General features: G+C 55.6%; 10 protein-coding genes and 6 tRNA genes. All 16 read left to right on the top strand.

Translation table 11 applies throughout. The features are described from left to right. Nucleotides 1-8: 8 nt before the first annotated feature. The 16 genes from rsmI to ACFCTO_RS06550 all read left to right on the top strand — a co-directional run bounded on the left by rsmI (nucleotide 9) and on the right by ACFCTO_RS06550 (nucleotide 13,556). Nucleotides 9-854 (top strand): 16S rRNA (cytidine(1402)-2'-O)-methyltransferase, encoded by an 846-nt coding sequence (gene rsmI, locus ACFCTO_RS06625; protein WP_036243873.1) that lies wholly within the window; start codon nucleotides 9-11, stop codon nucleotides 852-854. Nucleotides 855-890: 36 nt separating this feature from the next. Beyond that, nucleotides 891-2,828 carry a methionine--tRNA ligase gene (gene metG, locus ACFCTO_RS06620; protein ID WP_499876592.1) on the top strand — a complete coding sequence of 646 codons (1,938 nt, stop codon included), beginning with the start codon at nucleotides 891-893 and terminating at the stop codon, nucleotides 2,826-2,828. Further along, the gene (locus ACFCTO_RS06615) at nucleotides 2,828-3,595 is read left to right on the top strand and encodes a TatD family hydrolase (protein ID WP_299723246.1); all 768 of its coding nucleotides are present in this window, start codon (nucleotides 2,828-2,830) and stop codon (nucleotides 3,593-3,595) included. Before metG ends, ACFCTO_RS06615 begins: the two co-directional genes overlap by 1 nt. Before the next feature lie 196 nt (nucleotides 3,596-3,791). Further along, on the top strand, nucleotides 3,792-4,064 hold the full coding sequence (locus tag ACFCTO_RS06610; protein ID WP_299723249.1) for a TIGR04076 family protein: 273 nt from the start codon (nucleotides 3,792-3,794) through the stop codon (nucleotides 4,062-4,064). Between the two features lie 228 nt (nucleotides 4,065-4,292). After that, nucleotides 4,293-4,367, top strand: a tRNA-Gly gene (locus tag ACFCTO_RS06605). Between the two features lie 5 nt (nucleotides 4,368-4,372). Next, a tRNA-Asn gene (locus ACFCTO_RS06600) sits at nucleotides 4,373-4,448 on the top strand. Nucleotides 4,449-4,451: 3 nt separating this feature from the next. Continuing rightward, nucleotides 4,452-4,526: transfer RNA gene (locus ACFCTO_RS06595), tRNA-Gln, on the top strand. Between the two features lie 4 nt (nucleotides 4,527-4,530). Next, nucleotides 4,531-4,606: transfer RNA gene (locus ACFCTO_RS06590), tRNA-Lys, on the top strand. A 15-nt stretch (nucleotides 4,607-4,621) separates the two neighbouring features. Beyond that, nucleotides 4,622-4,697 (top strand) — tRNA-Glu (locus tag ACFCTO_RS06585). A 3-nt stretch (nucleotides 4,698-4,700) separates the two neighbouring features. Beyond that, a tRNA-Val gene (locus tag ACFCTO_RS06580) sits at nucleotides 4,701-4,776 on the top strand. Between the two features lie 342 nt (nucleotides 4,777-5,118). Then, complete coding sequence (locus tag ACFCTO_RS06575) at nucleotides 5,119-6,354, top strand: hexokinase family protein (RefSeq protein ID WP_499876591.1); 1,236 nt, start codon at nucleotides 5,119-5,121, stop codon at nucleotides 6,352-6,354. Between the two features lie 205 nt (nucleotides 6,355-6,559). Further along, entirely contained in the window at nucleotides 6,560-7,348 is a 789-nt protein-coding gene (locus ACFCTO_RS06570; RefSeq protein WP_499876590.1) for a MurR/RpiR family transcriptional regulator, read from the top strand. A gap of 150 nt (nucleotides 7,349-7,498) precedes the next feature. Further along, nucleotides 7,499-9,661, top strand: a complete 2,163-nt coding sequence (locus tag ACFCTO_RS06565; protein WP_499876589.1) for an alpha-glucoside-specific PTS transporter subunit IIBC — start codon at nucleotides 7,499-7,501, stop codon at nucleotides 9,659-9,661. Nucleotides 9,662-9,670: 9 nt separating this feature from the next. Further along, a complete protein-coding gene (locus tag ACFCTO_RS06560; protein WP_499876588.1) occupies nucleotides 9,671-11,338 on the top strand; it encodes a glycoside hydrolase family 13 protein in 1,668 nt (555 codons plus the stop codon). A gap of 11 nt (nucleotides 11,339-11,349) precedes the next feature. Next, nucleotides 11,350-12,129: an HAD-IIB family hydrolase gene (locus ACFCTO_RS06555; protein ID WP_292300239.1), complete on the top strand. Its 780-nt coding sequence runs from the start codon at nucleotides 11,350-11,352 to the stop codon at nucleotides 12,127-12,129. Between the two features lie 17 nt (nucleotides 12,130-12,146). Then, nucleotides 12,147-13,556 (top strand): S-layer homology domain-containing protein, encoded by a 1,410-nt coding sequence (locus ACFCTO_RS06550; protein WP_292262291.1) that lies wholly within the window; start codon nucleotides 12,147-12,149, stop codon nucleotides 13,554-13,556. Nucleotides 13,557-14,335: the final 779 nt, after the last annotated feature.

Here is a 14,335-nt window from a genome sequence, read left to right as displayed (position 1 = left end):
GGAACATGATGCCGGAAATCTTTCAGAAAGGGACGCTGTATCTTTGCCCGACGCCTATCGGCAATCTCGAAGACATTACGTACCGCACGGTCCGCTGCCTCCGCGAAGCCGACCTCATCGCGGCAGAAGATACGCGTCATACGAAACAGCTGCTCCTGGCGTATGATATCGATACGCCATTGACCAGCTATCATGAACACAATAAAGCTGAAAAAGGGCCGCAGCTCATTGAAAAATTGAAAGACGGCCTGATGATCGCCCTGGTCAGCGATGCCGGCATGCCGGCCATCTGCGACCCGGGCAGCGATATGGTCCGCCTGGCCCTGGAAGCCGATATCCCCATCGTACCCCTGCCCGGCGCCAATGCCGGCCTGACCGGGCTCATTGCCTCTGGCATGGATACGACGCGCTTTACCTTTGTCGGCTTCCTGCCGAAGACCCAGAAACACCGCCTGCCCGTCCTGGAATCGGTGAAAGCCTATGAAGGGACGCTCATCTTTTACGAAGCGCCTCACCGCATCCAGCAGGTCCTGGGCGAAATGCTCGAAGTCCTGGGCGACCGCCGGGCCGTCCTCTGCCGGGAACTGACCAAGCGGTATGAACAGTACCTGCGCGGCAGTCTCAGCCAGCTGCGGGCCGACCTGGCCGAACAGGGGACGCGCGGTGAATTCGTCATCCTCGTCGAAGGGGCGGCGCCTGCTGCCGAATCCGCTGCCTCAGGCGACGTCGATTACGCGTCCCTGGTCCGGGAACTGATGGAACAGGGCGTCGATAAGAAAGAGGCCATCCGGACCGTCGCCAGACGGTGCGGCGTGCCTAAACGTAGTGTATACCAGGCTGCGCTTAGTTTATAACATCCGGCTCATTTGCCGGTATAGGAGGAAAATCCCATGTCTGAAAAAAGAAAGTATTACATTACAACACCTATTTACTATCCAAGTGCCAAACTTCACATCGGGCACACGTACTGCACGACCATTGCCGACTCGCTGGCACGGTTCCACCGTCTGCGCGGCGACGACGTCTTTTTCCTGACCGGCTCGGATGAACACGGCCAGAAAATCCAGCGTGCAGCCGAAGCAAAAGGCGTCAAACCGATTGAATACGTCGACGAAATCGTCGCCCTCTTCCAGCAGCTCTGGAAAAAACTCAACATTTCCAATGATGACTTCATCCGCACGACAGAAAAACGCCATGAAAAAGTCGTCCAGGCTTTGATGCAGAAGTCCTACGACAACGGCGATATCTATAAAGGCGAATACAAAGGCTGGTACTGTACGCCGTGCGAAACGTTCTGGCCGGAAAACAAGCTGCCCGAAGGCAAACACGTCTGCCCGGACTGCGGCCGTCCGCTGGAACTCGTTTCGGAAGAAGCGTACTTCCTGAAGATGAACAAATACGCCGACCGCTGGCTGAAATTCATCGACGAAAACCCGGACTTCATCCAGCCGGAATCGCGGCGCAACGAAATGATTTCCTTCGTCAAGAGCGGCCTGGAAGACCTCTGCGTTTCCCGTACGTCCTTCGACTGGGGCATCAAGGTCCCCTGGGACCCGAAACACGTCGTCTACGTCTGGTTCGACGCCCTGGTCAACTACGTCACGGCCGCCGGCTATCTCGATGACCCGGAAAAATTCAAGAAATTCTGGCCTGCTGACCTGCATCTGGTCGGCAAGGAAATCGTCCGCTTCCACAGCATCATCTGGCCGATCATGCTCATGAGCTGCGGCCTGCCGCTGCCGAAGAAAGTCTTCGGTCATGGCTGGCTCATCGTCGACGGCACGAAGATGAGTAAATCTTTGGGCAACGTCGTCGATCCGATCCCCCTCATCGACCGCTATGGCGCCGATGCGCTCCGTTATTACCTCCTGAAGGAAATCCGCCTCGGCCAGGACGGCAACTTCTCCCTGCCGTCGTTCATCAACCGCATCAACTCCGATTTGGCCAACGACTTGGGCAACCTCTTGCAGCGTACCCTGGCTATGGTTGAAAAATACGAAGGCGGCATCGCTGCCGGCCCGACGGTCAAAGAACCGGTCGACGACGATTTGGCAACGTGCGCTGTGGAAACGGCAAAACGCTTTGAAACCTACATGGACGACATGAAGATCAATGACGCCATCAACGACGTCTGGGCCCTCATCCGCCGCAGCAATAAATACATCGACGAAACGACGCCGTGGGTCCTGGCCAAAGATGATGCCAAAGCCCAGCGCCTGCAGACGGTCTTGTACAATCTCCTCGAAGCCCAGCGCATCATCGCTACCCTGGTCAGCCCCTTCATCCCGGCCAGCGCAGCGGAAATGTGGAAACAGCTCGGCTTAGGTGACTTTGCCGAAGCCAATCTGCCGGCTGCCCAGGAATGGGGCCGTTATCCGGCTGATACGAAGGTCTGCAAAGGCCATGCCCTCTTCCCGCGCTACGATTTGAAGGAAGAAGTCGCCGAAGCGGAAGAAGAAAAGAAAGCCGCTCAGGCCTGCCCGGCTGCCCAGGAACCGACGAAGCCGGAAATCACTATCGACGATTTCGGCAAGATCGACCTCCGCGTCGGCAAAATCGTAGCCTGTGAAAAAGTACCTAAGGCCAAGAAACTGTTGAAACTGCAAGTCGACCTCGGTACGGAAACGCGCCAGATCGTCAGCGGTATTTCTCTGTACTATAAACCGGAAGACCTTATCGGTCACTGCGTCATCGTCGTCACCAACCTGAAACCGGTCAAGCTCTGCGGTGTTGAATCGAAAGGTATGCTCCTGGCTGCTTCCGATGGCAACGATAACCTGCAGGTCGCTTTCGTCGACGGCATGGCACCGGGAAGCCGGGTCCGCTGATGCTCTTCGATACCCATTGCCACGTCAATGACGGCGCTTACGCTGAAGACCGTCCGGCCGTATTCGACCGGGCGGCCGCAGCCGGCGTAGGCCTCATGATCTGCCCGGCGACGGATATGGAAACGTCAGCCCAGTGCATCGCCATGGCCAGGGAACACGACGGTCTTTATGCCGCCGTCGGCATCCATCCCGAAGAAGCGGCCAAGGTCCAGGATGGCGATGTCGACAAGCTGCGCCAATGGATACAGTCGGAAGAGAAAGTCGTCGCCGTCGGCGAAGTCGGCCTGGATTATCACTGGCCTGAACCGGCCCGGGATGTCCAGCAGGCCGTCTTCATCGACATGGTCAAACTGGCTGGGGAACTCGACGTACCCATCATCATCCATGACCGCGAAGCCCACGGTGACACGCTGGACATCCTGCGCCAGTACGGCAAGGGCATCCGCGGCGTCTTCCACTGCTATTCAGGCAGTCTGGAAATGACGGACGAACTGCTGCGCATGGGCTTCTATTTCGGCTTTGACGGGCCCTTGACCTATCCCAATTCCAAACGGGCCAAACGCGTCGCGTCCCATTTGCCGTTAGACCGCATGCTCATCGAAACGGACTGCCCGTACTTGACGCCCCAGGCCCACCGCGGCCAGCGCAATGAGCCGGCCTATGTCCACTACGTCGCCGAAGAAATCGCTGCCCTGCGGGGCATAGACGCCGCCGAAGTGGCCCGGGCGACCACAGAAAACGCCAAGCGGCTGTTTGCGATTCCGTAACCTGCAATCTTGTAGGGGCTTGCACGTGGCAAGCCCGCTCCGGAATATGAGCGATTTTCCAGCTTGGAGAGAGCGCCACCCAATGCCCAACGGGTCGCCCACGTGGCGACCCCTACAGTGTGAAACAGAGTTGCCGCACGAAAGCCGATAGCTTAATGCGACAATTTCTGCTTACTTATCCACAAAGGAGAACACCATGTCACGAGGAAAACGTCCCGCTATCCAGCTTACGATTACGGGGAAACTGGGGACTATGGGCTGCCATCGCGGCCATCACATCGGGGAAACCTTTGATTACGATACGGGCCGGGGAAAAATCTGTCCCATGGCCCTGCACTGTGCCTTTCCCTATGTCGATATCCTGCGCTATGGCGGCCAGCTTCCGGGACAGCCGGAAGGAGAAGCCGAATTCTGCTGTTCCGACGCCGACGTAGCCCTGGTCTTCAAGGCTAAAATCATTAGCGATTAGCAGGTAGGGGGCTAGGGACTAGCAGTCAGCTGTCAGCAGCTAGCAGGTCCGCCACGTGCGGGAAAGCCTTTAAATTTAAAACCATCCCCTAACCCCTAGCCACTAACCACTCAAAAAGGCACTGTCTTCGTGGGACAGCGCCTTTTTTTATTTTTTTCAAAAAATCCCTTGACAGAATCCTGCGGATTTGGTATTATAATCAAGTCTTCTGAAACAGACAACACACATGCGGAAGTAGCTCAGTGGTAGAGCATCACCTTGCCAAGGTGGGGGTCGCGAGTTCGAGTCTCGTTTTCCGCTCCATTTATTCCTCAATAGCTCAGTTGGTAGAGCAATCGGCTGTTAACCGATTTGTCGTAGGTTCGAGTCCTACTTGAGGAGCCATACAGGGGTGTCGCCAAGCGGTAAGGCAACGGACTCTGACTCCGTCATCCGTAGGTTCGAATCCTACTACCCCTGCCATTATGATCCACTAGCTCAGTTGGCAGAGCACCTGACTTTTAATCAGGGTGTCCCGAGTTCGAATCTCGGGTGGATCACCACATTCCACATTACGTGGCCCCTTGGTCAAGCGGTCTAAGACATCGCCCTTTCACGGCGAGAACATGGGTTCAAATCCCGTAGGGGTCACCACTTGGGCGATTAGCTCAGCTGGGAGAGCGCCTGCCTTACAAGCAGGATGTCAGCAGTTCGATCCTGTTATCGCCCACCAAGCTCTATTCAAGGAACTGGACATGAAGGTCTTCACCATCGTGCACGGTTCCTTTTTATTTTTGCATATAAACTGGTGTAACGGGCGTCCCACGCGGACGCCCCTACAGATGGATGGAGGAATAATCAGCCAGCCATGTAGGGGCGCGCACGTGGCGCGCCCGCCCGGATTTTGTGTGTTGCGAGCACAAGCCACGCAATCCCGTACCAATATCCATATTTTGTACTACCGTCCATTGTCGTGTTACGGAACCGAAAGGCCATAAAAGAGTTGTCTTTATGGTCTTTTTTCATTATCATGAGAATATAGATGTTTTTGCGTACAGACAGGAGGCCGACGATCATGGCAGATACGATAAAAAATTGGGAAAAAATGAGACAGGCATTGCAGTTATCCGGCGCAGAGCTGCGGGAACTGGCACAGCACTTCCGGAAGAGTGCCGAAGACGCTCTGGAAGGGAAGGAGAGCTCCCTTTCGGCGCTGCGCACCTATCTGGGCTTGCCGACGGGACGGGAAACGGGGACCTTCCTGGCCCTGGATTTCGGCGGCACGAACGTCCGGGCTTCGCGCATCCGCCTCATGGGCGAACAGGGCTTTGCCGTAGAAATCAAGGTGGCCAAACCCTTGAAATGCGCTGACTACGACTACACAGCTTCGGCGAAGACGGCAGACGAACTCTTCGACTTCATCGCCGCCATCGTCAAGGAAGCGGCTGACGGCAATCACGACTATAAACTGGGCTTTACCTTTTCCTTTGCCGTCGACCAGACGTCGGCCAAGGATGCCAGCCTCATCGCCTGGTCCAAGGAAATCGCCGTTCCCGGCGTGGCCGGCCAGTCCATCAATGGCCTGCTGAAAGAGGCCCTCGTCCGGGCCGGCCTGGACCGCATCGAACCGGTAGCCCTGCTCAACGATACGACGGCGACCCTCCTTTCTTCGGTCTATCAGCACAACCCGTCGCGCATCGGCATCGTCTGTGGCACGGGCTTTAACATGTGCTATTATGAACCGGCCCTGCAGATGATCGTCAACCTGGAAGCGGCCGGCTTCGACGGCGGCCCGGCTACGGTCTGGGACCGCCTCGTCGATGAAGCGTCTCAGCTGCCTGGCGACCATCCCTTTGAAAAGATGATCGGCGGCCGCTATTTGAGCGAAGTCTGCCGCGTCGTCTTTGGCGAATACCTCAAACGGGACATCCCGTATTTTACGACGCGCGACATGAACGAACTCATTTCCGGCCAGCAGACGGCAGAAGAACTGCTCGGTTTTGCCGTCAGCGAAGAAGAGCAAGAATGCCTCTGTGCCCTGGTCCGGGCCGTCTTTGCCCGGGCAGCCCAGCTCATCGGGGCGGCCAGCTTCGGCCTTCTCAGTCACTTGGCAGAGGATAAGGGCTTTACGGAACAGTCCATCGCCATCGAAGGCAGCCTGGTCGAAAAGATCAAAGGCGTTCCGTCGCTCATCGAAGATGCCATCTGCGTCTTCTGCATGGCTCCGACCGAAAATACGCGCATCCACGTCATCCCCAACAGCAACGGCGCCTCCGTCGGCGCTGCCATCGCTGCGGCACTTTGTAGATAATAGTCAGCCAGCGGAAGTGCTATTCTATACAGACAGCTTCTTATGGAGTTTTGAGTTTGTAGTTTGTAGTAAAATGGCAGCCTTTTTCTGTGCGGCACAGCGCCCACCAGCTTGACGTCCGTCCCTGGATTCCTTATAATGAAACTATGACCCGGCCCCTGCGGATTTTTCCGCCGGGGCCTGTTTCGTGAAGGGGGAACCAGCCATGCAACTTGCCGAACTCATCAACGCCCATCGTCAGCAGCTCAATAATACGGATATGGGGATATGGAAGTACATCTTGCAGCACCGCGCCGCTGTCCGCCACAGCTCAATCCATGAACTGGCCAAGGCCTGTCACGTCTCGACGACGACGATTGTCCGCTTTGCCCAGAAATTAGGCCTCGACGGCTTCGGTGAATTCAAGATGCTCCTCAAGCGGGAAGAACCGGAAATTTCCTGCTATGATACGAATGTCATGGACGAACTCCAGCGCTTCTATGAACAGACCGTGGACAAGCTCTGCAGCCGTAACTTCGATAGCGCCAGCGCCCTCGTCCATGAAGCCAACCGGATTTTCACCTATGCGTCGGGCTACGTCCAGAATAACGTCGTCCAGGAGCTGAAGCGTCTTTTTTTCTACGACAACGTCATGCTCTACGACGTACCGGCACGGGAAGAGTTCTGCAACCTCATCCGGACCATGACCAAAGACGACTTGTTCATCATCGTCTCCTTCTCTGGCGAATCGCCGGCCGTCAAGGAACTGGCCCAGGCCCTGAAACTGCGGGACATTCCCTTCATTTCCATTACCCGCCTGCACGACAATACCCTGGCGTCGCTGTCGACGGTCAATTTTTACGTCTCGCCGGCCCGCTTCCAGCTCTATGACAAGGAAGACGACCACGTCGCCTTTCAGTCCATGATGCCTTATTTTGTCCTGGCTGAGATATGGTATGTGAAATATTGTATGTATCTGCACCATTTGAAACAAGAACAAGAGGCTTCCCGATAGGCTGTACCAAAGTACAGGAAATGTACCAGGTTACAGGCCGGGGGCCGTGTGCCAGAACGCCGCGAATCTATTGTATTCGCGGCGTTTTTTTTATATCCTGTTACTAAAGAAAGCTTATGTACTTTGTTTCACAAACGGGAGGAATTGTCTATGTCATTCAACAAGGACCGCGTGATGCAGGAACTGCAGCGTTTTGGCGGCGCTATGTACACACCGGTCATCTTATTCGCCTTCTTCGGGCTGACTGTCGCCTTGTCGATCATCTTCAGCAATACGGGCCTCTTCGGCAGCCTGGCAGAAAAAGGGACCCTCTGGTATGATTTCTGGTACGTCGTCCAGCAGGGCGCCTGGACCGTCTTCAATCAGATGCCGATCCTCTTTGCCATCGCCGTTCCCATTGGCTTTGCCAAGAAAGAACAGGCCCGCTGTGCCATGGAAGGTTTCGTCATCTACATGGTATTCAACTATTTCATCGCCGGTATCCTGACCCTTCACGGCAGCTACTTCGGCGTCGACTATAGTCAGAACGCCGGTGCCGGCACGGGCCTGGCCATGATTGCCAACATCAAGACCCTGGACATGGGCATGCTCGGCGCTATCTTCATTGCCTGCATCTCGGCCTACCTGCACAACCATTTCTATGATACGGAAATCCCGGACTGGCTCGGCATCTTCAAGGGACCGGCCTTCGTCGTCGCCGTCGGCTTCCTGGTCATGCTGCCCATGGCGCTCCTCTTCTGCTACATCTGGCCGCCTATCCAGCACGGTATCGAACAGTTCCAGTTCTTCCTCAAGACCAGCGGCATCTTCGGCGTCTGGGCTTATACCTTCTCGGAACGTATCCTCTTGCCGGCCGGTCTGCATCATTTCATTTACCTGCCCTTCATTTACGGCCCGGCTGTCTGCGACGGCGGCATCCAGGCTTACTGGCTGCAGCACCTGAATGATTTCGCCACCAGCGCTCATTCCCTGCGGGACATGTTCCCGCAAGGCGGCTTTGCCCTTCACGGCAGTGCCAAAGTCTTCGGCCTGCCCGGCGCGGCTTTAGCCATGTACTATTGCGCTAAACCGGAAAAACGCAAGAAAGTTGCCACCCTGCTCATTCCGGCTACGATTACGGCCGTTCTCTGCGGTATTACCGAACCGATTGAATTTACCTTCTTGTTCGTCGCACCTATCCTCTATGTCGTTCATGCCGTCTTAGCGGCTATCCTGTCGGCGACGCTCTATTTCATCGGCCTGTCGGGCAACTTCGGCGGCGGCCTCATCGACTGCTTCGTCCAGAACTGGATCCCCTTGTTCCGCTATCATGCCTGGACCTACATTTTGCAGATTGCCATTGGCTTCGGCTTTACGGCCATTTACTTCGTCGTCTTCCGCTTCCTCATCCTTCACTTCGATTTGCCCACGCCGGGCCGTACCGATGATGGCGGCGAAGACAAACTGTTCACCAAAGCGGAATACAAAGCCAAGAAAGAAATGGAAAAGAAAGGCATTGCCGGCGGTGCCGATGCCCTGAAAGCCCAGGTCTTCCTCGATTGTCTCGGCGGTCCGGACAATATCCGCGAAGTCACCAACTGCGCAACCCGCCTGCGCGTCACGGTCAACGACCCGGATAAGGTCGCTGCGACCAGCAAGTTCACCAATGCCGGTGCCTTCGGCCTGGTCAAGAACGGTCACGCCATCCAGGTCATCGTCGGCCTGTCCGTGCCCAATGTCCGCGGCCATTTCGACGCCCTCATGAAAGGGGAAATGCCGGCAGCCGTAGAAAGCACGGTCCCGGAAACGAAAGAAGTCCCGGCAGAAACGCCGGCAGCTCCGGCTGCTGAATCCGTCGCTTCTGTCGATGAAGACGACCGTTCCATGAAGCTGAAAGCCTTTGTCTCCGGCGACCTCGTCGACATCAGCGAAGTACCGGACGATGCCTTCTCACAGAAGATGATGGGCGACGGCGTCGCCATCAAACCGTCGGGCGATACCATCGTCGCCCCGGCAGACGCGACCGTTTCCATGATCATGGAAAGCTCGCTCCATGCGATTGGCCTGGAACTGAGCAACGGAGCCGAAGTGCTCATCCACATCGGTTTGGATACAGTCAATATGAATGGCGACGGGTTCACGCTGCTGACCCAGCAGGACGCCCAGGTCAAAGCCGGTGACCCCTTGATCCGCTTCGACCGCGATGCCATCGCCAAAGCCGGCTATAACGACATCGTCATCATGGCCGTCACCAACTCGACGGAATACCCGCAGATGAAGAAGGAACCGGACCAGCCTGTCGTCGCTGGTGAAACACCGATTGTCATTTTCTAGGAGGGTTTTATGGATACTTTGAAATGGTGGCAGCAGACGGCTGTCTATCAGATTTATCCCCGCAGCTTCCAGGACACGACGGGCAGCGGCGAAGGCGATATTGCAGGCGTTACGCGCCACTTGGATTATCTCAAGAAGCTCGGTGTCGGGGGCATCTGGCTGACGCCGGTCTACCCGTCGCCCATGGTCGACAACGGCTACGATATCAGCGATTATACGGCCATCGACGGGCGCTACGGCACGATAGAAGATATGGATACCCTCATTGCCGAAGGGAAGAAGCGGGATATCCGCGTCGTCATGGACCTGGTGTACAACCACACGTCGGACCAGCACGCCTGGTTCCAGGAATCGAAGCGCAGCCGCACGAACGACAAAGCGGACTGGTACATCTGGCGTGATGCCAAAGAAGACGGCTCAGCGCCGACGAACTGGCGCTCCATCTTCGGCGGCCCGGCCTGGACGTGGTGCGAAGAACGGCAGCAGTATTACCTGCACACCTTCGCCGTCGAACAGCCCGATTTGAACTGGGAAAATCCGGCCGTCCGCCAGGCCCTCTATGATGCGGCCAATTTCTGGATAGCCAAAGGCGTCGGCGGCTTCCGCATCGATGCCATCGTCTACATCAAGAAACCGGCCGTCTTCACAGACGGCCCCGTCGACGGCGCCGACGGCCTGTCGTCCATCCACAAGATGATCGCTAATACGCCGGGCATCCTCGACTTTCTCCACGAATTCCGCCGGAAGGTCTTCGACGGCCACGACATCTTCACCGTCGCCGAAGCCAACGGCGTTACGCCGGCCGACCTGCCCCAGTGGGTCGGCAAGGACGGAGCTTTCAGCATGCTCTTCGAGTTCAGCCATGTGAACCTGGAATTTCCCGACGATGAAGTCTGGTACCGCGCCGAAAAATGGCCCCTGACCAAGCTCAAGAAGGCCCTGTCCGACAGCCAGCAGGCGACGGCAGCCAATGGCTGGTATCCCATCTTCTTTGAGAACCACGACCAGATACGCTGTGTCAACCGTTATTTCCCGGAAGGGACAGATAAGAAGAAGGCGGCCAAAGCCATGGCGACCATCTTGTTCAGCCTGCGCGGGACGCCCTTCATTTACGAAGGCCAGGAGTTAGGCATGGCCAATACGGCCTTTGCCCGTATCGAAGACTACAATGACATTTCGACGCACGGCCAGTATCAGCTGGCCCTGGATGAAGGCTTTGCACCGGCAGAGGCCCTGCACCTCGTCCAGGCCCACAGCCGAGATAATGCCCGGACGCCCATGCAGTGGACGACGGCAGCCCAGGCCGGCTTTACGACGGGGACGCCGTGGCTGCCCGTCCATGACGATTACCCGCAGTGCTGTGCTGAGAGTGAAGAACACGATGCTGATTCGGCCCTCTGGTACTACCGCCGCATCCAGGCCGAACGCTTCCAGGGGGAAGCGGCAGCCATCCTGCAGCGAGGGCGCTACGAAGAGCTGCTGGCTGATGATGAACGCATTTACGCTTTCAAGCGTATCTTAGACGACCAGGCGACATTGACGCTGGTCAATTTTACCAACGAAACCATCGATTATGACGCATCGCTGACGGAAGGCGCAACGGTCCTTCTGGGCAACTACGACGCCCAGGAAGCCGGAAGATTGCGCCCGGCCGAAGCCGTCATCTATCGTGTATGAGGAGGATTATTATGTTAAAAATTGCTGCCAGCGATTATGACGGAACCCTGTTCCGCGACGATATCATTACGGCCCGCGATGCCGAAGCTATCCGCAGATGGCGGGCTGCAGGCCATAAATTCGGCGTCGTGTCCGGACGGGACCACGGCATGCTCATGCCCCAGCTCAAACACTATGGCGTCGAATATGATTACCTGGCCTGCAATAACGGCGGCCTCATCAGCGATGACCAGGACCGCGTCCTCTGGGAAGCCCGCATCGAACCGGCCGTCCTCAAGGCCGTCAGCAAGCTGGAGCTGGTCCGCAAGTCCTTCCATTTCTCCTTCTCTTCGCAGGACCGGACCTATCTCTGCCATGATTTGCCGGGCACCTGGGTCTGGCGGGAAGCGAAAGAATGGGACTACCCCATCGTGTCGATAACGGAAGACGACATCGACCATCTGCCCCAGACGATTCACCAGTATTCCCTGGGCTTCACCGATCCCGACGATGCCCTGGCAGCGAGCGAACAGGTCAACGCCCATTTCGGCGATACCGTCCATGCCTATCCCAACCGCTGCGCCGTCGACATCATTCCCTCCTATATCAGTAAACAACAGGCAATTGCCCACACGCTCTCCCTCTTTGGCTGGGACGGTGCGGACATCCTGGCTATTGGCGATGAAATCAACGACCTGCCCATGATCCTGGGCTATAACGGCTATACCGTCGCCACGGCCCGTCCGGCTATCCAGGAACAGGCTCGTAAAGTCTATGACAGTGTAGGGGCCATGCTGGAAAATAATTTATAAGAAAAGAGGTCCTTACCATGGATTTGAATAAAAAAGCCCTGGTTGTCCTGGCTGCCGTGACTCTCGGCACTGCCGGCACGGCCCTGGCCGCATCGGCTGACAGCTTCTCCGATGTCCCCAAAGACCACTGGTCCTATGAAGCCCTGGATTACCTGGCAAAAGAAGGCGTCATCGAAGGCATGGGCAACAGCACCTTTGAAGGCGGCCGCACCATGACTCGCTACGAAGTCGCCAGTATCGTCGCTAAAGCCATGCAAAAAGGCGGCGGCAATTTCGGTGACAAGACGGTCCTGGAAAAACTGCACGCCGAATATGCCGACGAAATCAACGTCTTGCAGCAGCAAGTCGCCAAGAACACCAAGCAGATCGAGCAGAATACCAAGGACATCGATTCGCTGAAAAACGGTATTGCCGGCAAGATGGAACTGAGCGGCTTTATCCGCGTCCAGTATGACCACGACAAGTATAGCAATAACGTCCAGAACAACAGTGATTTATACAAAGATAATGACCGCTTCTATATGAGCTTGAATGGGTCCTATAAAGTCAACGATAACTGGAAAGCTAAATTCCAGTTAGAAAAGAATTCATTCTACAACGGCGGCCATGACCATGAAAACGAATCGGGTTCGTGGGCGACCGATGGCAGGGATAAAGGTCGGGCGAAACGCTGGTCTGGCCATGATGGCGATATCCAGCGCATCTGGGTCGAAGGGACAGACCCGAAAACGGGAGCCTGGATCAATATCGGCCGTGCCTGGCGCGGCTTAGGCCAGCAGAACGTCCTATTCGGCACAGAATCAGATGGTTTCCAGCTCGGCGTTCCCATCAAAGGGACCAGCCTGACCGCCAGCGGCTTCTGGTTTGCCTCGACGAATGGCGGGAATCATGAAAGCTGGTACGGCCTCGGCACGTGGGGGAATATCGGACCGCGGGCCGGTATCAACGTAGCCTATGCCTTGAATTCCAAGCATAAAGGCGATGTTTACGAAAAGAGCACGAGTCATCTGGAATCGTGGGGTGAAGAAACCGTCGATTACGATAAAGCCTACGTCCTCAGTGGCTGGCTGGACCTGTCCAAGAATACCCGTCTTTTGGCTGACTATGTCCAGACCAACGCTGATTACCAAAACAACAGTACGTTCTTGCGCTTAAACTATCGCAATACAGACCTTCAGAAACCGGGAACGTGGCAGGCCTATGCCCGCTGGTATCGTTATGGAACCAATGGCACCATCGCCGGTGACGATGAATGGAGCTCCTTGTTCTACAATGGCAGTGCCGGTAGTAAAGGCTGGATTTTGGGGTATAAATACGTTCCTTGGAAGAACATCGAATGGGAAACGCTCTACTCGAAGCAGGAACAGATTTCCAATTCAGATAATAAACGGACCCTCGTCCGCACTCAGATGGACTTCCATTTCTAAAATTTAAGGCCTTTCCTCGGACTCAGATGCGGCTGCGCCGCGACAGACTCAAACTGACAACGACGCTTCGGGAAACCCTCAGCGCGTAGCGGGCCGCCCGCAGCCACTGTCCGTCCAGGGAACTATCCTGCAATTGACAGACCGAAAAATCTGGGCGTCCCCTACGGAATCGCATACAGGCGATGAAAAATAAATGCAGGCCGCAGGTCACAGGTCGCAGGTCGCCCAAAAAACGGCCAATGGCCGCACGTAGGGGCTCGCACGTGGCGAGCCCGCTAGGGTGATTTCGCCACAGCCTGTTCTGGTGCAATGGCAGGCTTTTACGAGCCACGATTTGATAATCACTTAAAAGGGACTGTCGCACGTGCGACAGTCCCTTTTTTGACAAATTTTATATTTTTAATTATACTGAATTAAGGTGTTGCCAAACGGCAGGCGGTTAATTAAGCCCCAGAAATGGGGTGAAGCCCATGGATAATCTGAATTTGACGTTAGTTTTGTTCATTATCTTAGTGCTTGTAATAAAAAAATAATCGCCTTGTAGCTCCACAACTCTAGGCGATTACTTCGTTAAACAATGGGGCTGACCGTTTCCGGGCAACACCTTTTTCTATATGTAGCATAGCATAAATGACGATAATCGTCAATGTTTCCGTTTCTTTCGTTCCCGGAGAATCACCATTGAATGAAGCTGAAAATGCAACGAAAAATTTTTCGTTGCATTGTTGATTCGATAAAATAGGAAACGAAGTGAACGAAAAGAAAACGTACCATTTTAT

Origin of the sequence: Megasphaera indica, from assembly GCF_046614755.1 — a bacterium.
Classification (GTDB): domain Bacteria; phylum Bacillota; class Negativicutes; order Veillonellales; family Megasphaeraceae; genus Megasphaera; species Megasphaera intestinihominis.
The sequence above is the reverse complement of the archived record's forward strand: the minus strand, read 5'-3'. Positions and strand labels throughout refer to the sequence as shown.